Annotated in this window: 15 protein-coding genes; 5 read left to right on the top strand and 10 right to left on the bottom strand. The window is 46.2% G+C overall.

The genetic code is table 11. The features are described from left to right. Positions 1 to 15: 15 nt before the first annotated feature. Positions 16 to 1,974, bottom strand: coding sequence for an acetate--CoA ligase (gene acs / locus EBI00_RS03820; protein ID WP_123094599.1), 1,959 nt, complete (start codon positions 1,972 to 1,974; stop codon positions 16 to 18). Positions 1,975 to 2,096: 122 nt separating this feature from the next. Then, complete coding sequence (locus EBI00_RS03825; protein ID WP_123094600.1) at positions 2,097 to 2,837, bottom strand: class I SAM-dependent methyltransferase; 741 nt, start codon at positions 2,835 to 2,837, stop codon at positions 2,097 to 2,099. 277 nt (positions 2,838 to 3,114) lie between these two features. On the opposite strand from EBI00_RS03825, the gene EBI00_RS03830 reads away from it, so the two are divergent. Continuing rightward, positions 3,115 to 4,143, top strand: coding sequence for a TAXI family TRAP transporter solute-binding subunit (locus tag EBI00_RS03830; RefSeq protein WP_123094601.1), 1,029 nt, complete (start codon positions 3,115 to 3,117; stop codon positions 4,141 to 4,143). 85 nt (positions 4,144 to 4,228) lie between these two features. Continuing rightward, on the top strand, positions 4,229 to 6,352 hold the full coding sequence (locus EBI00_RS03835; protein WP_123094602.1) for a TRAP transporter permease: 2,124 nt from the start codon (positions 4,229 to 4,231) through the stop codon (positions 6,350 to 6,352). An 82-nt stretch (positions 6,353 to 6,434) separates the two neighbouring features. Here the strand turns inward: EBI00_RS03835 and EBI00_RS03840 are convergent, their stop codons facing one another. Next, positions 6,435 to 7,916, bottom strand: a complete 1,482-nt coding sequence (locus EBI00_RS03840) for a peptidoglycan DD-metalloendopeptidase family protein (protein WP_123094603.1) — start codon at positions 7,914 to 7,916, stop codon at positions 6,435 to 6,437. A 189-nt stretch (positions 7,917 to 8,105) separates the two neighbouring features. Here EBI00_RS03840 and fdhD point away from each other — a divergent pair, with 189 nt between their 5' ends. Continuing rightward, complete coding sequence (gene fdhD / locus EBI00_RS03845; protein WP_123094604.1) at positions 8,106 to 8,963, top strand: formate dehydrogenase accessory sulfurtransferase FdhD; 858 nt, start codon at positions 8,106 to 8,108, stop codon at positions 8,961 to 8,963. On the opposite strand, the gene EBI00_RS03850 is transcribed toward fdhD, so the two are convergent. The 7 genes from EBI00_RS03850 to EBI00_RS03880 form a co-directional block, all read right to left on the bottom strand. After that, the gene (locus EBI00_RS03850) at positions 8,935 to 9,351 is read right to left on the bottom strand and encodes an acyl-CoA thioesterase (protein WP_123094605.1); all 417 of its coding nucleotides are present in this window, start codon (positions 9,349 to 9,351) and stop codon (positions 8,935 to 8,937) included. The genes fdhD and EBI00_RS03850 overlap by 29 nt on opposite strands. Before the next feature lie 13 nt (positions 9,352 to 9,364). Continuing rightward, on the bottom strand, positions 9,365 to 11,230 hold the full coding sequence (locus EBI00_RS03855) for a feruloyl-CoA synthase (protein WP_123094606.1): 1,866 nt from the start codon (positions 11,228 to 11,230) through the stop codon (positions 9,365 to 9,367). A gap of 116 nt (positions 11,231 to 11,346) precedes the next feature. Then, entirely contained in the window at positions 11,347 to 13,128 is a 1,782-nt protein-coding gene (locus EBI00_RS03860) for an acyl-CoA dehydrogenase family protein (protein ID WP_123094607.1), read from the bottom strand. Between the two features lie 24 nt (positions 13,129 to 13,152). Beyond that, complete coding sequence (locus EBI00_RS03865; RefSeq protein WP_123094608.1) at positions 13,153 to 13,920, bottom strand: 3-hydroxyacyl-CoA dehydrogenase; 768 nt, start codon at positions 13,918 to 13,920, stop codon at positions 13,153 to 13,155. 50 nt (positions 13,921 to 13,970) lie between these two features. Next, positions 13,971 to 14,729: a crotonase/enoyl-CoA hydratase family protein gene (locus tag EBI00_RS03870; RefSeq protein ID WP_123094609.1), complete on the bottom strand. Its 759-nt coding sequence runs from the start codon at positions 14,727 to 14,729 to the stop codon at positions 13,971 to 13,973. Between the two features lie 20 nt (positions 14,730 to 14,749). Beyond that, entirely contained in the window at positions 14,750 to 15,958 is a 1,209-nt protein-coding gene (locus EBI00_RS03875; RefSeq protein WP_123094610.1) for a thiolase family protein, read from the bottom strand. A gap of 32 nt (positions 15,959 to 15,990) precedes the next feature. Continuing rightward, on the bottom strand, positions 15,991 to 17,559 hold the full coding sequence (locus tag EBI00_RS03880) for an acyl CoA:acetate/3-ketoacid CoA transferase (protein ID WP_123094611.1): 1,569 nt from the start codon (positions 17,557 to 17,559) through the stop codon (positions 15,991 to 15,993). Between the two features lie 231 nt (positions 17,560 to 17,790). On the opposite strand from EBI00_RS03880, the gene EBI00_RS03885 reads away from it, so the two are divergent. Together EBI00_RS03885 and EBI00_RS03890 are read left to right on the top strand one after the other, a co-directional pair. Then, positions 17,791 to 18,825 (top strand): TRAP transporter substrate-binding protein, encoded by a 1,035-nt coding sequence (locus tag EBI00_RS03885; RefSeq protein ID WP_123094612.1) that lies wholly within the window; start codon positions 17,791 to 17,793, stop codon positions 18,823 to 18,825. A 237-nt stretch (positions 18,826 to 19,062) separates the two neighbouring features. Beyond that, the gene (locus EBI00_RS03890; RefSeq protein ID WP_123094613.1) at positions 19,063 to 20,100 is read left to right on the top strand and encodes a TRAP transporter substrate-binding protein; all 1,038 of its coding nucleotides are present in this window, start codon (positions 19,063 to 19,065) and stop codon (positions 20,098 to 20,100) included. Positions 20,101 to 20,112: the final 12 nt, after the last annotated feature.

Genomic DNA, 20,112 nt, shown 5'->3' on the forward strand with positions numbered 1-20,112 from the left:
TAAATATGTAAACGATCACACATTTAAACGGTTTTCGATCAAATCATCAACTACACTTGGATCGGCCAGCGTACTTGTATCGCCCAGCTGATCATGTTCATTGGCAGCTATCTTTCTCAGTATACGACGCATGATCTTACCAGACCGAGTTTTTGGGAGCCCCTTACTTGCCCACTGAATCAAATCAGGCGTGGCAATCGGTCCAATTTCCTGACGTACGAATTGCTTCAATGACTTAGTCAACTCTTCGTCTGGCGTCACTCCAGCGATTGCACTTACGTATACGTAAATACCTTGACCTTTGATATCGTGTGGGTAACCGACAATCGCCGCTTCAGCAACAGAAGGATGAGCCACAAGAGCGCTCTCTATCTCAGCGGTACCTAGACGGTGACCAGAAACGTTTAGTACGTCATCCATACGACCCGTGATCCAGTAATGGCCATCGGCATCGCGCGACGCACCATCTCCAGTGAAATACATGCCATCAAATGTACTAAAGTACGTTTGTTCAAAACGCTCATGATCGCCATAAACCGTACGCGCTTGGCCAGGCCAAGAGTCAGTAATAACCAGTCCACCCTCTACCAAGACACCCTGTTGATCTTGAAGTACGCCTTGTGCATCAACTAGGGCAGGCTTAACACCATATACAGGTCCCGTACAAGAACCTGGTTTAATATCACCTTGAACAATACGCGGCGTCATCATGGTGCCACCAGTCTCGGTTTGCCACCAAGTATCGACAACTGGGCAAGCTGATTTGCCAATTTCGTTATAGTACCAAGACCATGCTTCTGGGTTGATGGGCTCACCCACGCTGCCCAAAATACGTAATGAACCGCGATGACTGGTTTTCGTAGCTTCATCACCTTTGGCCATCAAAGCTCGAATCGCCGTTGGTGCGGTGTATAAAATAGTCACACCAAATTTATCCACTACACGACCAATTCGACCGGAATCTGGATAGGTTGGCACGCCTTCAAACAAAATGCTGGTTGTACCATTTGCAAGTGGTCCATAAACTACGTAGCTGTGTCCTGTAATCCAACCCACATCCGCTGCACACCAAAAAACATCGTCTGGCTTAAGATCGAACACAAGCTCATGTGTCATGGACGCATAAACAAGGTATCCACCCGTAGTATGGACGACACCTTTTGGTTTGCCCGTTGATCCTGAGGTATAAAGAATAAAGAGTGGGTCTTCGGCATTCATTGGCTCAGCAGGACATTCTGTGCTTTCGTTTGCAACAGCCGCGGCCCAATCAATATCACGCCCATCAAACCAAGGAACATCTTTTTGCGTATAACGGTACACAACGACAGATTTAACTGATGGGCAGGCATTATTTTCCAGCGCCATATCGACATTGTGTTTTAGAGGGATGGTGTTTCCGGCACGACGACCTTCATCGGACGTAATAACAAGTTTCACTTCGCAATCGTTTAAACGATCGGCAATGGCATGAGCTGAGAAGCCACCAAAGATAACAGAGTGAATCGCACCAATACGTGCGCAAGCCAACATACTGTATACGGCTTGGGGAATCATCGGCATGTAAATTGCGACTCTGTCGCCTTTTTTGACGCCTTGACGTTTAAGAAGGTTCGCGAGACGACCCACTTCATCGTGGAGCGTTTGATAAGTAATAGCGACTTTTTCGTCACTCTCTTGATCGCCTTCACAATAGTAAGCCACTTTATCGGCAGACGTTGCCAGGTGGCGGTCGATGCAGTTATGAGCAACGTTTAATTCACCGTCCTCAAACCATTTAATACTCACATTGTTGCGTTCAAACGAGGTATTCTTCACCTTAGTGTAAGGTGTAAACCAATCCAAACGTTTGCCCTCTCGTCCCCAAAATTCGTCTGGGCTCTCGATCGATTCTTGATAGCGTTTTTCAAATTCCGCTTGACTGACGTTGGCTTTTTTTGCTGCCTCATTTGAGGTTGCGCTATACGATGACTTCATAACCCGCTCCATTGTTAAATTTGTTATTCGGATGCTGAACTACTATAACCCCACTGACCGACCAATCTATTCCACTTTAGTCTTATGATTCATTTTAGGTCGAACCTTGTAAAAAATAGGAATTAACACATTCGTCCGGCTTTGACAAAAAAAGGAAAATGAACCATCTGCTTTTCGCCAGGGTAAGACCAAGCTTCTTTAAGACTCGTCGATGCCTGTTGCAAAAAGTCATCCCCTCGTTCTTCTATGTGGCGCTGTGAAGCAGACCAAGTGCGAATAAAATCCAATGTTTGCGTCACAGTCCAATGACAATTGAGTTCGAATGAAGGCACCTCAAGAGGTTGAAACGGGAAGTGGATATCCTGATACTCATTCCAAAGTAACCGACTTTGCGATGGCCAGTAACCCTCCAAAACTGACAAGATAGAATCTGCGATCACTTTATCTTCCGCTTCACCAATTTGAAGCCAATTATAACCCCAGCAGATAAACATACCCCCAGGCTTAAGTACCCGTCTCACCTCTTTCCAGAAAGCCTCTAGATCAAACCAGTGCAAAGCATGAGCCACACAAACAACATCAAAATAGTCATCAGGGTAAGAGGTTCGCTCTGCCCAGCACACTTGATAATTCACCTTACGATGAGGCGTAGCAGCGGTTACCTGAGACTCACTAATGTCAGACGCATCTACCCTGTCGAAGTAAGCGGCTAAATCAACAGAGGCCTGCCCTGTTCCGCAGGCACAGTCCCACACAACGCCGGTTTTATCCACTTGCTGAGAAAGCCAATAATACAGCTCAGCAGGATATAAAGGACGAATCCGCGAATAGTTTGAAGAGGACTGACCGTCAAAAGTACGCATAACACCTCAAAATCAAGATTGGCAATATTTTGCTTACACCAGTCACTAAAAAAGACAAAACGGCCAACGGGCTTTGATGTTTGCTCGTTTCATCATAAGCAATTTATTGCCGATTGGACAATCCCTACTATAGGCAACAAATCGCCTATATGTGCACAAAAAAAGAAAGGATATTTACAATATTTGAATAAAGCTATATATATCAGATAGATAAATATATGGCACGAAAATAGCTATAGGTTATCTAACCAACCCCACTCACTAGGAGAAAAATAATATGAAATTGGGATTTGTTACTAAAACGCTTCTTACTGGCGCGACTGCCGCTGCCATTGCACTATCTGCAACTGGTGTAACAGCAGCAGAAAACCGCAACTATATTTTGGCAACTGCTTCGACAGGAGGAACCTACTATCCTGTTGGCGTCGCTATTGCGACGTTAAGCAAGGTCAAACTAGAGCCAAAATTTGGTTTGTCCATGTCCGCCATCAGTTCCGCTGGCTCAGGTGAAAACATCAAACTGCTGCGTGAAAATCAAGCACAATTTGCTATCTTGCAAGGCTTGTACGGTGCTTGGGCATGGGACGGCGAAGGTCCTTTTGAAAGCTCAGGAAAGCAAACAGAATTGCGCTCTGTTTCTATGCTTTGGCAAAACGTAGAGCATTTCGTACTGAGGTCTGATCTGGCTAAAACAGGCACTGTAGCGGACTTAAAAGCGCTTGAAGGCACCAATAACAAATTCTCTATTGGTACCAAAAATTCTGGGACAGAAGGTTCTGGTCGACAGCAACTAAAAGGCCTGAATATTGATCCAGACAAATTCAGCTTGTCTTATATGGGCTACGCTGCCAGCGCCGATGCAATGCAAAACGGCAATATCGATGGTATGAACACACCAGCGGGTGTGCCAGTTAGTGCCGTGACACGTCTCTATGCATCGATGGGCGATAAAGTGACTGTACTGGACTTCACCGATGAGCAAATCAAAGAAGCCAACGGCAGCTACGACCTGTGGACTCGCTACGTAATTCCAGCCAATACGTACCCTGGGCAAACCAAAGATATCAACACCGTTGCTCAGCCTAACTTCTTAGCGACCCGTGCAGATCTCTCAGAAGAAGATGTGTATCAGCTAACCAAATCACTTTACGAAAACTTGCCCTACCTAAGCGCTATTCACAAAGCAACATCTGTGATGTCACTTGAAAAAGCCATTGCTGGATTACCTGTTCCGCTTCATCCAGGTGCAGCTCGTTACTATCGTGAAAGTGGTATCAATATTCCAGCTCGATTAATCGCTGAATAATATTGTCACTGCGGATATCAGCGCCGTATTTATACGGCGCTTTTTTAACGCTATTGGTTTTTATAAACATATAGGTAGCTTGTCTATGACTGCTTCAACTGAAACGGCCGACGCCAAAGAGATTAATCTTGATGATTTTGAAACCAAACACCGCTCTGGCACTTGGTTAAATCGGTTTGTCTTCACTCTTTCTATTTTTTTAGCCCTTGCACACATTTATATCAACACCATAGCCACACTGCCTGAACTTTGGGTGTCTGCGTTCCATTTTGCAGGCTTTGGTGCCATGTGCGCCCTACTGGTTCCCGCTCACCCAAAATGGCGAGACAGCAAACTTGCCCTGTTCGTTGATGGCGCTGTGGTGCTCGCGCTCGTTGGCATGGTGCTGTACATCATTTTCTTTGAAGATGCTCTTTATGCTCGAGGCGTGACATTTAATGTTGCCGACTGGATCGTTGCCAGCGTAGGGGTATTATTGTCTCTTGAGCTAATTCGCCGAACCAGTGGTTGGTTTATTCCCTTCCTGATTGTGGTGGCACTGACTTATGTTGTGCTCTGGGGGAAATGGCTTGGTGGCATGTTTAACTTCCCCGGACTGACCGTTGAAACATTACTGTATCGCAGCTTTTTCAGTACAGACGGCATGTTTGGTTCCATCTCAAGAATTTCATGGAGCTTTGTCTTCATGTTCATTTTGTTTGGTGCGTTTTTGGTAAAATCTGGCGCTGGCGACTTTATTATCAATTTGTCCCGCTCTCTGGCTAGCAAGATGATTGGCGGTCCAGGATTTGTTGCCGTACTGGGCTCTGGCCTGATGGGCTCGGTATCTGGATCATCTGTTGCCAACACAGTATCGACCGGTGTCATCACCATTCCTTTAATGCGAAAAGCCGGATTTCCAGCACGGTTTGCGGCGGGTGTCGAAGCGGCCGCATCAACAGGTGGCCAGTTGATGCCTCCCGTTATGGGCGCAGGGGCTTTTATTATGGCGTCCTACACACAAGTGTCTTACGTCACCATTATTGGCGTGGCCGCTATTCCGGCATTACTGTATTTTCTATCAGTGGGCTTTTTTGTTCGCGTTGAAGCAAAACGCAGTCGGGTTATTGCGACAGAAAGTGATAATGACATCAATATCTCAGAGGTACTTAAAGAAGGCTGGCATCACATCGTTCCATTAGGTGTACTCGTCACCCTACTAATTCAAGGGTTCACCCCGACTTACGCCGCAGGCATCAGTATTCTGGCGGTTATCGGCGCGTCCTTCTTATCTAAAAAACACCGAATGGGACCGGCTGATGTGCTTGACGCCATGGCACAGGGCGCTAAAAATATGTCCACTACGGCCGTTTTACTGGTCGGTATTGGTCTGGTGGTTAACGTCATTAGTACCACTGGCGTGGGCAACACTTTTTCGCTCTTAATTACTGACTGGGCAGGTGGCAGCCTTTTCTTCACCATCATCTTGGTAGCTGTTGCCTCTTTAATTCTCGGTATGGGGTTACCCGTCACCGCGGCCTATATTGTCCTAGCGACCTTGTCTGCTCCAGCATTGTTCAATCTGATTGCAGAAAGCCAACTCTTGGACATGATGGCAAGCGGCAACCTACCAGAAACCGCCAGCGCTATCTTTATGTTGGTTGACCCATCGGTCATTCCTGCCTTAGCCCAAGGCATGCCAATGGAGCAAGCCGAAGCATTACTAGCACAGGTTCCAAATGACTTCAAAAACATGCTAATGGACCAAGCGCTGGGTGCACAAACAGTGGCGATGATTCTGGTCACTGCACACATGATTATCTTCTGGTTATCACAAGACAGTAATGTCACGCCTCCCGTGTGCTTAACCGCATTTGCAGCCGCCGCTATCGCTAAAACCCCTCCTATGTTAACGGGTATGACAGCGTGGAAATTGGCCAAAGGGCTTTACATTATACCTTTGCTAATGGCTTACACTCCGCTGATTGGAGGCGATACTGACACCCTAATGCGACTCACCTTCTTTGGCGTTTTTGGCTTGTACGCAACCGTGGCCGCTATGGAAGGCTATCTAGAAGACACCTTATCTTTCGTGCCTCGCCTCGCGGCGTTGGCAGCAGGGGTTTTGATGTTGTGGCCAAATCTAGATATCTGGTGGCAGCTTGCTGGCTTAGGTCTCTTTATTGGTCTTTTCATGATGGGCCGAAAAAGTTACCAGAAAACATTGTAAACAGAAAATACTGTAAGCAGAAAAGTAGAATAAAAGATTGTAAAAAGGCCTCTTTGTAAACAAAGAGGCCTTTTTATTATCGCTATCTAATGACCAAAAAAGATTGCGTCTGTTTCTCCATTGACTTAGCACCGGCACTTGTTTCAAGCATAATCATGTTTTTATGTGAGTCTTCCTCGACTTTAGCCATCATGGCTATCCAACGCTGAACGATACTCTCGTATTCGGCTCGACTTTCGTCAGAAATCGATTGCGTTGTCGGAATGTCTGCTGTCATCGGATTAACTGGGCGTCCTTTAATATGCAGTTCATAATGCAAATGCGCCCCTGTAGAACGCCCAGTATTTCCGGATAATGCCACTACTTGCCCGCGCTTCACTTGCTGCCCTTTTTTAACCAATACTCGATCAAGATGCAAAAAACGCGAGCTATATGGCCCCGTATACTCAATCACCACAAACTTACCCGCGTATTTATGCGTGGCCACTCGAGTGACCACACCATCTGCAACAGCCAGCACTTCTGTACCAATAGGGGTCACTAGATCAACACCATTATGAGGTGCTCTGTGTCCGGTGATGGGGTGTAAACGATTGGCATTAAACGCTGAGCTAATTCGATACTCTTTACGAGTAGGCCAGCGCAATAGGGACGGCGTTAAACTATTACCTTGCTGATCATAAAAGCGCCCATCGGAATGTAAAAAAGCACGGTACACTTGACCTTTTATATTCATCTCTAATGCTTCTAACTGACTGTTACCTATGGGTATCCCTTCGATATAACCACGGCGTAACACCACATTAAAAGAGTCCCCAGAACGCACATCCTTACGAAAATCAACGCGCCCTTTTAACACGTCTTGTACCAGCATGATCTGTGTATCAGACAAGCCCGTTTTTTTCGCCGCATTGAAAAAATTCCCCGCTACCTTACTGTGAAAGGCTTCGTACTGATAATTGATGGGCTTAGTGTCTTCCGTATAAAAGAATCCGCCTCCTTCATGCTGAACATAAGAAACATTTTTACTAATGTCTATTTGGCGGGTAATTTTTAACAATTCACCACTTTCATTTAACTGAAAGGTAAATTTGTCTTCTGGCATTAGTGGCTCTAGCACCAAATACTCTTGATCAGCTTCCAATATTTCATACAAGGACTTTTTCGTGAAGCCAAGACGAGAAAAAATACGCGCTAGCGTATCACCGGGCTTAATAACGTATTCCACTGTGGGCAGAATAACTGTCGTATTTTCCATACCTTCTAACGGGTCAAACGCCATGATCGAATCAAAATAGGCATCTAAACCGAAGCCGTCTTTTTTTGCATCTGATTTCAACTCAGAGTCTGCCTCCAACTCAGAGTCTGATTTCTCTGCGATATTAGAGGACATGGTTTTAACAGCAGCGGTCTGATTAGGCAAAACATGCTCATTCGGATTGACTGAGGAAATCACCAAGTTGTCATAAACCATAGCGAGCAATAAAAACACCGACAAGATAAGCAATATCCAAGCTCGCGTGCCCGACAAAAACCACAAAAAAAGCTGTTTAATCAACGACATGAATAAAACAACTCAACAAACAAACAATAACCACTAAGCATACATTCTACCGACAGCAGGACTCAAAATTCGGCGTAGGATACGGCATTTCAGCACTCAAGGAAATACTCCTTCGGCCAAAAGCATTGGACGCATGGCAAGACGCTTTGTACTATTGAAATTACTTTACCCTTCAATAAGAACAAAAATATGCCGTCATCATCAGATTCATTCTCAGGCTACCAACGTCAAAGGTTCAATCGTTGCCGAGAAGACCAGCCTACCCCCACGTCAGAAGTCACTGATACGGCTCTATTAGTCGAAGAGATACCACTTACTATTAGCGTGAATGGCATTGCATACGCTGTGATGATGGTCACACCAGTGCAGTTAGACGCATTTGTCGTAGGCTTTGCGAGAAGTGAAGGGATCATTGAACACATCAATGAGGTTCGCGATATCGTAACCCAGAAGGCACACTCTTCGATGGGAATCGACAGCCTGTCTGTCGACTTGGTGGTAAGTCCACGACGCCTAGCGCAATTTAAGCAACGTAAGCAAACCCACCTTGGAGCAACGGGGTGCGGCTTGTGTGGCATCGAATCTTTGGCTCAAGCGATGCCAGAGCTTCCTTTGCTGCCCGCCAGTGAGCCCATTCAACTCTCGATACTGGCTCCCTTAAGACAGCAATTAAGTAGGTTCCAAGTATTGGGCAACCAAACCGGCGCCGTCCACGCCGCGTTACTAATTTCACCAACAGGCGACCCCATAATCTGTATGGAAGACATTGGCCGCCATAACGCACTCGACAAAATCATTGGGTATGCCTTGCAACATAACATTGCGTTGCACAATCACAGCGTCTTGATGTCAAGCCGTTGCAGTACAGAGCTCGTTCAAAAAGCTGTACGTGTCGGCCTATCCAGACTAATACACTTGGCTTCACCTAGCACCCTTGCCGTACAACTCGCCATCCATTACGGACTTACTCTCATTCATCTACCCAAACAAGATGCGCCACGTATTTTCGCTCAAACTTTCAAAACTCACTCAACATACGCGCTTTAACGGCTTCGGGAATGGCTTTTGCTTTCATCGCTCCTGAGTCATCATGACAGGCCCAAACACGCTTTTCTAAGCACTCCACCGCTAAATCATCACCATTGAACAACTGATGACGAATCCCAAAACTGGCACGGCCTACGTGTGTTATCTCACTTTTAATCGTAATTGTATCGCCGTATTTTGACGGTTTAAAAAATTGTGATCGAGTGTCCACCATGGGCAAGCCTACATCTTTCAACTCATCTCGAATATAACGAAGTGTGTAACCCATCGCCTCAAATAGCGCCCCTGTTGAGGCATCAAAAAAGGCAAAATATCGTGGATAAAACACGATATCGGCGGGGTCGCAATCCCCCCACTCGATGTGTAATTGACGCTCATTTTTAAACATGACGCGCCCTCCTTTAAAGACTGATCACCAAATCCGATAGCGGTTCTTGATACAGCAATGCAATTTGATCTTCACGATGCGCTTGCACCGCGCGTTGATTCAACGAGCCTTTATCCGTAATTTCATGGGCATCAATACTCGGTGGCACAGCCTGCAAGAGAATGCGTTCGACAACGGTAGAGCTGCCCGTGCTCTGTTTTGCAAACGCCACCAGCTTCTGTTTAAAAGCCTCGCGCACCGCGCTATGAGCAATAATGTCTTCGTTCGTTTCCTGCAAATCGTGTGGCATGATGGCCTGACAATGGGCCCAATCAGGAAAAATTAATGCCGTGATATAACCACGATTGGTGCCGCACAACACAACATCTTGTACAAAAGGCGCAAAAGCACTGATGAATTTTGCCCGTAAGGTGCCAGCACTGACCCAGGTTCCGCTGTCCAATTTAAAATCTTCGGATACTCGTCCATCAAAGCGAAAACCACGCTGTGGCGCATTCTCGTCAAGGTAAGCAAACGCATCTCCCAAACAATAAAAACCTTCCTCATCAAAAGATTTAGCCGACAGTTCTGGCTGACGCCAATAGCCAGGCATCACAGTGACTGCTTTTACCCGCGCTTCTAATTTACCTTCATTTGGCACTAACTTGATAGATACCCCTGGAGCGGGCACACCAATCACACCAGAAGTAGACTCTTCGACAGACGCAAAAGTTGCGGAAGGCGCCGTTTCAGTGCAGCCTAAACCAGTTAACATAGGAATCTTCTTACCGGTATATTCAATCGACAAGGCATCCAAATCATCCCAAATATGCTGAGCCAAGCCCGCGGCAGCAAAAAAAGTAAACTGCAAACGGGCAAAAAACTTCTCTGCGAGTTCGCTGTCGGCTTTTAGATGCTTCACCAACAGCTCAAAGCCTTTTGGCACGTTAAAATACACCGTCGGCGACACCTCGGCCAAATTGCGTAAGGTCTTGGCAAAGAGTTTTTCGGTTGGTTTACCATCATCAAGATACAAACTACCGCCGTTATACAAGGCAATCCCGATGTTATGGTTGCCACCAAACGTATGATTCCAAGGCAACCAGTCCACCATAATCGGAGGTTGATCTTTCAAAAACTGCATAACCTGATGAATCATCACCTGATTAGCACAAATCATACGCTGGGTATTGATAACGCCTTTTGGCATCCCTGTGGTGCCCGATGTAAACAAAATTTTCGCAATCGTATCACCGGTAACCTGAGCATTCTGAGCATCAACCGCCTCCGATTCTGGGTAATCCCAAGCAGACTGAAAGGAGATAACGGAATTAGCAACCTTTGCCGCTGCTGCGTTTTCAAGAGTATTCCCTCTCAAGACCATAACGGGAACTTGATCATCATGACATACAGCTTGAATGGCAGATTCATAAGGTGCCAATTCATCGACCACTATCATACCAGGGGTCAAAATATCAAAAATCCCCTGCAGTTTTGTGTAGTCCGTCGCAATAAGCGAATACGCGGGAGACAGCGGGGAATGGGCAATACCAACATACATACCCGCTAACGCCAACATTAAATGCTCTAAGCTATTGCCGCACAAAAAAACAATAGGTCGCTCAACCGAAACAGGCTGAGTCAATAACCAAGAGGCGATCTTACGCACTCGTGTCACAGCTTGGGCATAAGTGACTTTTTGCCATTCGCCTTGTTCATCACGTTCTGCAACAAACAGTTGATCTGGTGTTTTTTTCGCCCAACATTCAAGCTGATCTGTCCAGCAGCGGGCATAGTCATCTAATGCCTTTTGACTATTAATGATTTGCACACCATCCTCTCGTTTCTCAATATCAATAGGATGGGCAACGACTTTAATAGGATGAAATTCACCGTTCATTTTTTTGCTCCCACAACCACTTTGGTTATTTTTATGCGGCTAGAGTGTTAGGGCGTGATGTATAAACCACGGCCGAATTATTATTGTTTTCTCGACTTCAGACTTTACGGTCTATTTCAAAATTCATATTCGCTAAGGCCCAAACCAGCGTTTTCAACCACCTTCAATGCTGCAACAGCTGATGGCAATCGATAAGCTGCGTAAAACTTAGTCATGGCCGTAAGATTCTGCATATAAGAGGCATCAGTGTTTTCTTGTGCTTGCTGATAAGCCAACACATCAAACAACTGCCAAGTGCAACATAAGATGCCCATCGCCTCTAAAAATGGTACAGAGACTCCATGCAAAGACACAGAATCAGCATCCAGTTTCAACAAATGCGAGGTCAACAAAGACGTCACTGTATCAACAGCTTGTAACGTTTCTTTTGCAGCCACTTCGAAAGCGTCATCGGATTCAAAAGGACGAACCAACTGAGTAATATTTGCAAGTAACTCAGTTAACGCTTTTCCTTGATCGCCTCGCACTTTTCGAATTAATAAATCACGCGCTTGAATGCCTGTGGTGCCTTCATAAATCGTCGTGATTCGAGCATCACGCATAATTTGCGCGACACCGGTTTCTTCTACAAAGCCCATACCGCCAAACACCTGCACCACTTTCCCCGCCATCACATTGGCGCGCTCAGTGGCAAAAGCTTTAAAAATCGGCGTCAGCAAAGCAACTCTGGCTTTTTTGCTTTGATTACTTTCCGTTTCATCAAGAGTCGTTTGATCGTGAGTGGCTTCAGTAGCATCAATTTGTGCTGCAATCTGATAACCCAAAGCACGTAAGGCAAAGGTTTCCGAACGCATGTCTAGCAACATACGCTTCACATCAGCGTGTTCGACAATAGCGATTTTTTCGCCTTGTTTATTTGTCCCTTGGGTGCGCTCATGGGCGTAGGCTAAAGCACGTTGATACCCCAACTCTCCCAAAGCCACACCTTGTAAACCACAACTTAAGCGGGCTTCGTTCATCAATACAAACATCGCCATTAAGCCTTGATTCAGCTCACCTACCAATTCGCCAATGCAATTGTCTTGATCGCCATAACTGATGGAGCAGGTTGGGCTGCCATGTAATCCCATTTTGTGCTCAATGCCCGTACAACGAATATCGTTAAATTCCCCTAACGCCCCGTTGTCCGTCACCCGATACTTGGGCACGATAAATAACGAAATACCGCGACTGCCTGCCGGCGCATCAGGCGTTCTCGCCAACACCAAATGAACAATATTGTCCGTCAGATCGTGCTCACCATAGGTAATGTAGATCTTCTGACCTTTGATTTTATACGTACCGTCAGACTGGGGAATGGCCTTAGTATTCAACGCTCCTAAATCCGATCCGGCATTCGGTTCGGTCAGCGCCATTGCCACCGTCCACTCTCCGCTCACAATGTTGGGCAAATATCGGTTTTGAGTGGCGTCGCTGGCAAAGTTCATTAGAATCTCTGAACCGCCCTGCGCCAAGGCTTGAAACATCACAAAGGCCAAATTGGCCGACAGCCACATTTCATTCACTGGCTGAGCGATGTATTTGGGCAGACCTTGACCACCAAATGCTTCTGGCAACGCCAAACCAATCCAGCCCGATTCGGCAAATTGCTGATACGCCTCTTGCCAGCCATCCGGTGTTATTACCTTGCCATCTTGAAAACGACAACCTTGTACATCGCCAACAGAGTTCAATGGCGCCAACACACCAGAGGCGAACTTAGCGGCTTCATCCATCACCGCATTGGCCAACTCAAGATCAAAATCTTGTAAGGAATCCATCGCATCCAGCCCTTGCTGGTAATAAGCCTGAGCCACTAGCTTCTGCATGTCTTTATAAGGTGCTTGATAAGTCATCATCGACTCCAAAATACAGTCATCGGATTATTTCGCGGCCATACGAATCGCGCCATCGAGACGAATCACTTCACCATTGAGCATTTCATTTTCAATAATGTGCTGAGCCAATGAAGCGAATTCATCCGGTTCGCCAAGACGCGGTGGAAAAGGCACAGATTCGCCCAAAGACTTCTGCACTTCTTCTGGCAATACATCCATCATGGGGGTTTTAAATAAGCCTGGCGCTATGGTCATCACGCGAATACCAAAGCGCGCTAACTCACGGGCAATCGGTAACGTCATAGCACAAACACCCCCTTTAGAAGCCGCATAGCCTGCTTGACCAATCTGACCATCAAACGCCGCCACAGACGCCGTATTAATCATCACACCACGCTCTAAATTCGCCTCTGGCTCGTTATGCTGCATCTTGTCAGCCACCAAACGAATCATGTTAAAAGTTCCAATTAAATTTACAGACACCGCACGTTGAAACGACGCTAAACGATGTGGACCCTCACGACCAACGATACGCTCCGCACCTGGAATACCCGCACAATTGACCAAACCACTGATCGGACCAAAAGCCTCAACCGCTTGATCAATCGCATTTTGAACCGAATTTTCGTCAACGATATCCGTCACACAACCTTGTACTCGTTCCCCAAGTTCCGCCTTCACACGGGCCAAGCCCGCTTCATTCACATCGGCTAAAGTGACTTTTGCGCCTAAACCATGTAAACGACGCGCAACCGCCTCACCAATACCCGAAGCCGAACCGGTCACCACAAAATGTTTGTCTTGAATTTGCATCTAAATACTCCTGATCTTGCTGTTATTTTTATTACCAAGGGCAAAGTTAATTAGCTTTTTTTACGGTTCAAAAACGCTTCAATACGCGCTTTTACTTCGTCGCTGGTTTGCGTGATACCGCAAAGAAGTGACTCGGTATACAAACCCTCTTGTGCCGACATATTGCTAATACGACTAATCCCAGTCGTCATGGCCCAATTGGAATATTTCGAGTTTTTGCCAATGCCTTCTGCTATCTCAAAAGCTTTCGCCAAGGCTTCACCATTGCCGACCACATAATGTGCCAAACCTATGCGCAACCCCTCGTCCGCTTTTACATCTCGGCCCGTTAACATCATCTCTGTCATCCGACTCGCACCAATCACATTCGCCACGTTGACAGACGCACCACCACCAACAAAAATTCCATGCTTGCCTTCAGGCAAACGATAGAAAGTATTTTCTTCACTAACCCGCACATGAGCACAAATCGCCAATTCCAAACCACCGCCGATCACCGCACCATGCATAGCGGCGACCACTGGAATACCAGAATCACTAATATGACCAAACACCCGATGCCACATATTGGAATGCTTCACCACTTCAAAAGGCTCACGGGCTTTATGCTCTTGTAAATCCAGACCAGAGCAAAATTCAGGGCCATTTCCAGAAAACACAATGACATTGACATCATCGGTTAAATTCAAAAACACCTGTTCAATTTCAAGACACAAGCGATCATTAATGGCATTTTTCTTCTCAGGGCGATTCAGCTGCAAATGCGCGATGCCGTTTTCTACGGAATAATTAATAAATTGATATGTCATCTTGGATTACCTTTTAAATTTTATAATGAGCGATCTGACACCTTGATAACCACCGCCATACCTGTATCGCCAGCAGCACAACCAGTAAACAAACCATAACCGCCGCCGTTGATAACCAACTCTTCAATTAGCTCAATAATGGCGCGCATGCCGGTTGGCCCTTGTGGGTGCCCCCAAATCAACGAGCAGCCGTAGTTATTCATTGTCATCACATCAATGCCCATGGCTTTCGCAAAAGCCACATCATTCACTGCAAAGGGGTTGTGGGTTTTAATGGCAGAGACTTGCTTGATATCGATACCCGCTACGGTAAGCGCACGCTTAGCCGCTTCGATTGGTGCCGCTGGCATGAAAGCCAAATCATCGCGTGCTTGCCCAAATCCCAACACTTCAATTCTGATTTCAGGACGAGCCGTAAGGAATGCCACGTCTTCTGAGCGACAAAGAATCGCCGACGCGTTACCGTCAGCAGGATGCGTTTGGTTACCAAACGTAATTACCCCGCCCTCTTGAATCGGTTTCAGCTTTTGCAAGCCTTCTAGGGTCGTTAGGAAAACCCCTTCATCACCTGTGATAACGGTTTCTTCTTTTTTGAAGTTGGCCGTTGGCACTGACAACGGCAGCGTCATATAACGTTTTTGAAAGGCTTGATCGTCTTTTAATGCATCTTGGTACTGCTCATAACGACGGAAAGTCACTTCGTCTAATTCTTCACGGGTGATATCAAAACGCTTAGCGACGTTTTCACCCGTTTGCATCATCGAATGGCCGCCCACACAATCGTTCATCATGTTGTAGGTCACTTGATCTTCTGACGCGCCAGCTGGGCCTTTGGCATTCGGATAATAAATATGTGGGCCATTTGAACAACGATCAGCGGTGATCAACAAAGACACCTTCGCCATACCGCAGACAATTTCGGATGCCGCAGCAAACAAACCACGCGCACTGGTCGCACAAACTTGATTCACCGCGTGGCCTGCGGTGTTTACCGCACCAATGTCATACAAAGGCCAAGGCGCACCGTTGAAAGATTGGTACTGGTTCACTGTCATGCCCAATACGCCTGAATCGAAAACCAATGGATCGATATTGCGTTTTGCCAACTCAGATTTTGCGACATGCGCCGCAAACTTCATCGAATGCAAATGCTGTAATGAGCCTTGCCACTTAGTAAACGGCGTACTCCAATAAGCACCGTAAGGAATTTCGACATTCTTAATAGACATAAGATTTTCTCGCTTATCGATTATTGTTGTTTTTAAAACTGAACATCGGATGCCATGATGCTGGCCAAGCCACCCCATTGCTCAGCAAAAATAGAGGCTGGCATGGTTTTCAGGTCATCGGCGATGATGGGACGAAACGCCATCATGTTCAGAACGTCGGTTTCTAAATCCAATCCGGGGGCGATTTCGGTCAGCACCATGCCTTCTGAGCGCAACTCCAACACACAGCGCTCAGTGACAAACACCACGGGCTGATGATTAGCACGCGCGACCGCACCACTAAAAGTAATGTGATCCACGGCGTCGACAAACTTCTGCACCTTGCCTTCTTCTAAGACTTTCATTTTGCCGTTTTCGAAACCTAGTTTGGCGCCATTCACCAAGGTGCCGCAGAACACGACTTTTTTCGCGCTCTGAGAAATATTGATAAAACCACCCGGTCCGACCACTTTAGGGCCAAACTTACTGACGTTTAAATTGCCTTCTTTGTCTGCTTGCGCGAGTCCCAAGAACGCAATATCCAAACCGCCGCCGTCATAAAAATCGAACTGCGCTTCGTGCTCAATAATGGCATCCGCATTCCATGCGGCACCGAAATCCCCACCAGACGCTGGAATACCGCCGTACGTACCAAGCTCGGTTGTTAAGGTAAATAAATGAGAAACTTTTTCTTCTGCGGCGATGGCCGCTACGCCGTCAGGCATACCAATACCAAGGTTCACCATGACATTGGCTTTCAGTTCCATTGCAGCACGGCGAGCAATCACTTTGCGATCACTAAACGGCATTGGCGGCAAAGCATTTAACGGCACACGGGAATTACCCGCTAAACCTGGGTTGTAGGTTGTGCTAATAGTTTGTTTGTGATCTTCAGCAGGCGCGACCGTAATATAGTCTACCAATACGCCGGGCACTTTGACTTCTTTTGGATGGATAGAGTGACGCTCAGCAATGTATTTCACTTGCGCAATAACAATGCCGCCGCTGTTTTTAGCCGCTTGCGCCATAGGTAAGATTTCAGCCAACATGGCTTCTTCTTCCACTGATAAATTTCCGTCTTCGTCGGCAGTAGTCGCACGAATAACCACAACATTCAGTGGGAATTTTTTATAAAGCAGCCATTCTTCGTCTTCAATGTCGATGCGTTTAACCAGATCTTCTGTAGTTAAAGACGTGACTTTACCGCCGCTTATCAGTGGATCAACATAGGTTCCCATGCCAATCTTAGTAATCACACCTGGCTTGTTGCCGGCAATTTGACGCCACATGGTGGTCAACACACCTTGTGGCAGTAAGTAAGCTTCGATGGCATTGTCTGTGATCATCTGCGCCATTTTGGGCGCTTGACCGGTATGACCAGAGATCAAACGCTTCACCAAATTCGGATGCGCCATGTGTGACATACCCGCCTCTTTACCGTCACCACAGCCACAGTCATGAATTAAGGTTAACTGTTGTGGGTGACCTGTCTCGATGAAGCGTTGCTCAACGGCTTTGGCCACGGCTTCGGCAAAATAAGACATACCGACTGTTGACCAAGCAACATTGGCACCGTCAGGAATTAAATTGGCGGCTTGCGCTAGGGAAATAATCTTACTCATTTTTACCCTCACCTCTCTTTTATGTTTATTTGGTTAGTTGGGCTTTCATTTGTTTTTTTGGAATAATTCTGTTGTACAGCACAACTATTTTTTTTACAAACATTTTTTATTTGCGTTGCTTTTTTTGAATACTATGGGTGAAAAATCTATGAAGAGAATTGTTGAAAATAACAACAATTTATGACAAAAACAAAATGCATTTTCAATAACAATAAAATTTAGGTGAACAAAATGACTATAAGATATCTGGCTGGCGTGGCTTTTGTGACGGGTTCAATGCTATCGATGAATACCTTTGCTGCAGAGCCTGAGTACAACCTCAAGCTGCACCACTTTCTTCCCCCCATGTCGATGGCTCATACACAGTTTCTTGAGCCTTGGGCGAACAAGATCGCCAACGACTCAAATGGTCGCATCAAAATAGAGGTTTACCCAGCCATGCAGCTTGGCGGTAAAGCACCGCAGTTATTCGATCAAGTTAGAAAAGGCATTGTTGATATTTCCTGGACAGTGGCAGGCTACACACCGGGGCGCTTTCCCAAAATGACCTCCTTTGAACTGCCGTTTATCCCAGGTTCTGCCAAAGCCACCAGTATGGCACTGCAAGAATACGCTGAAACTGAAATGCAGGATGAATTGAAAGATGTCCATCTCATCGCGGCGCACACTCATGCACCAGGCTCTTTTCACTCAAGAGAAAAAGCCATCCAAACATTGGAAGACATCAAGGGGCTAAAAGTCAGAGCGCCTAACAAAGTCATGTCGGATGCGTTTAAAGCCATGGATACCAACACGGTATTTTTACCCGTCACCGAAATGCCTAGCGCCCTGTCAAAAGGCGTGATTGACGTTGCGGTATTGCCCTTTGAGGTTGTACTACCAACCAAAATCTATGAACTGGTGAAATACCATACTGAATTTGAAGGCGAAGGTTTGTACACCAATACGTTTCTTTTTTCTATGAACAAAGACGTCTACAACAGCATGCCTGCCGACCTACAGAAAGTGATTGACGAAAACTCCGGCATCACAATGGCTGGCCATATTGGCGATCTATTTGATAACTATGAGGTATTTGCTCGCAAGTACGCCGTTGACCAAGGCAACCGCTTTGACCTGATCCAAGGCTCTGAACATCAGCGCTGGAAAGACGCCACCGCCCCAATAACCGAACAGTGGGTAAAAGACATGAACAAGGATGGCTACGACGCGCAACGCCTACTGGATAAAACACGCTCACTAATTCAGAAATATAACGATTTTTAAACCGTCTTCCGACGGCTTTTAGTTTCGTGATTGTTTTTTTTGAATACCTTGGGTGAAAAATCTATAAACCAGATTGTTGAAAAGCACAACAATCTATGTCAAAAAGGAGGCAGTTTTTAGTAATAAATTTGGGAGGAGTCCTAACCTTGCATTGCGTCACGCACAGTTAGGATGACCTAAGCATCTCATTTACGAATACCAAAACACTGTATAACAACAAAAAATAAGGTGAGAAACATGAAAAACATCAAACTTAAAAGCCTAGCTTTGCTTGCTGGATCCCTTCTTTCCATCAACGCCATTGCTGCCGAGCCAGAGTACACATTCAAACTTCATCACATGCTGCCACCTGTGTCTAATGCGCACACCAACTTTTTACAGCCTTGGGCAAATAAAATCAAAGCGGATTCTGATGGCCGTATTCAGGTGGATATTTACCCTGCCATGCAATTAGGCGGCAAACCACCGCAGTTATTCGATCAGACTCGTAAAGGCATTGTTGATATCACATGGACCGTGGGCGGCTACACGCCAGGACGCTTCCCTAAAGCCACCGTTTTTGAATTACCCTTTATACCCCTCAGTGCGCGTATCACCAGTATGGCGTTGCAAGAGTTCGCCGAAAAAGAAATGCAGGATGAACTGGCCGACGTTCATTTACTTGCCATGCACACGCATTTCCCTGGGTCGCTCCATTCCCGTAACAAAGCCATTAAAACCCTTGAAGATGTGAAAGATCTAAAAGTACGCACTCCCAATAAAATAATGGCGGATGCCTTTGGTATATTGGAGTCCAACACTGTATTTATGCCAGTCCCCTCAATGCCAAGCGCCCTATCTAAAGGGGTAATTGATGTAGCCACTCTGCCTTTTGAAGTGGTTAAACCCTTAAAAATTGAAGAGCTTGCCACCTACCATACTGAGTTCCAAGGTGACCGTGGTCTCTACACACAATTCTTCATTTTCTCGATGAACAAAAAAGCGTATCAAGACCTGCCAGCTGATCTAAGAGCGGTGATTGACGCTAACTCCGGCGTTAACTTAGCGGGCTTTATTGGCGACGCGTTTGATGCTTATGAAGTGGGCGCGCGTGGCGATGCCATGAAGCGTGGCAATACCTTTAACACCATTGAAGGCGCAGAGTTTGATCGCTGGAAAGAAACACTCGCCCCTGTCACCGCTGCTTGGCTAGAAGAAATGAATAAAGACGGCTATGACGCCCAGCGCCTTTTAGACCAAGCAAAAGCATTGATTGAAAAATACGAAAACTTTTAAGCTCCGATGTTG

Source organism: Marinomonas hwangdonensis, from assembly GCF_003721245.1.
In the GTDB taxonomy this organism is placed as follows: Bacteria; Pseudomonadota; Gammaproteobacteria; order Pseudomonadales; family Marinomonadaceae; genus Marinomonas; species Marinomonas hwangdonensis.

Excerpts from the sequence above, each read along its gene's own strand:
- acs (WP_123094599.1), bottom strand. The coding sequence starts at position 1,974 with ATGAAGTCATCGTATAGCGCAACCTCAAATGAGGCAGCAAAAAAAGCC.
- EBI00_RS03825 (WP_123094600.1), bottom strand. The coding sequence starts at position 2,837 with ATGCGTACTTTTGACGGTCAGTCCTCTTCAAACTATTCGCGGATTCGT.
- EBI00_RS03830 (WP_123094601.1), top strand. The coding sequence starts at position 3,115 with ATGAAATTGGGATTTGTTACTAAAACGCTTCTTACTGGCGCGACTGCC.
- EBI00_RS03835 (WP_123094602.1), top strand. The coding sequence starts at position 4,229 with ATGACTGCTTCAACTGAAACGGCCGACGCCAAAGAGATTAATCTTGAT.
- EBI00_RS03840 (WP_123094603.1), bottom strand. The coding sequence starts at position 7,916 with ATGTCGTTGATTAAACAGCTTTTTTTGTGGTTTTTGTCGGGCACGCGA.
- fdhD (WP_123094604.1), top strand. The coding sequence starts at position 8,106 with ATGCCGTCATCATCAGATTCATTCTCAGGCTACCAACGTCAAAGGTTC.
- EBI00_RS03850 (WP_123094605.1), bottom strand. The coding sequence starts at position 9,351 with ATGTTTAAAAATGAGCGTCAATTACACATCGAGTGGGGGGATTGCGAC.
- EBI00_RS03855 (WP_123094606.1), bottom strand. The coding sequence starts at position 11,230 with ATGAACGGTGAATTTCATCCTATTAAAGTCGTTGCCCATCCTATTGAT.
- EBI00_RS03860 (WP_123094607.1), bottom strand. The coding sequence starts at position 13,128 with ATGATGACTTATCAAGCACCTTATAAAGACATGCAGAAGCTAGTGGCT.
- EBI00_RS03865 (WP_123094608.1), bottom strand. The coding sequence starts at position 13,920 with ATGCAAATTCAAGACAAACATTTTGTGGTGACCGGTTCGGCTTCGGGT.
- EBI00_RS03870 (WP_123094609.1), bottom strand. The coding sequence starts at position 14,729 with ATGACATATCAATTTATTAATTATTCCGTAGAAAACGGCATCGCGCAT.
- EBI00_RS03875 (WP_123094610.1), bottom strand. The coding sequence starts at position 15,958 with ATGTCTATTAAGAATGTCGAAATTCCTTACGGTGCTTATTGGAGTACG.
- EBI00_RS03880 (WP_123094611.1), bottom strand. The coding sequence starts at position 17,559 with ATGAGTAAGATTATTTCCCTAGCGCAAGCCGCCAATTTAATTCCTGAC.
- EBI00_RS03885 (WP_123094612.1), top strand. The coding sequence starts at position 17,791 with ATGACTATAAGATATCTGGCTGGCGTGGCTTTTGTGACGGGTTCAATG.
- EBI00_RS03890 (WP_123094613.1), top strand. The coding sequence starts at position 19,063 with ATGAAAAACATCAAACTTAAAAGCCTAGCTTTGCTTGCTGGATCCCTT.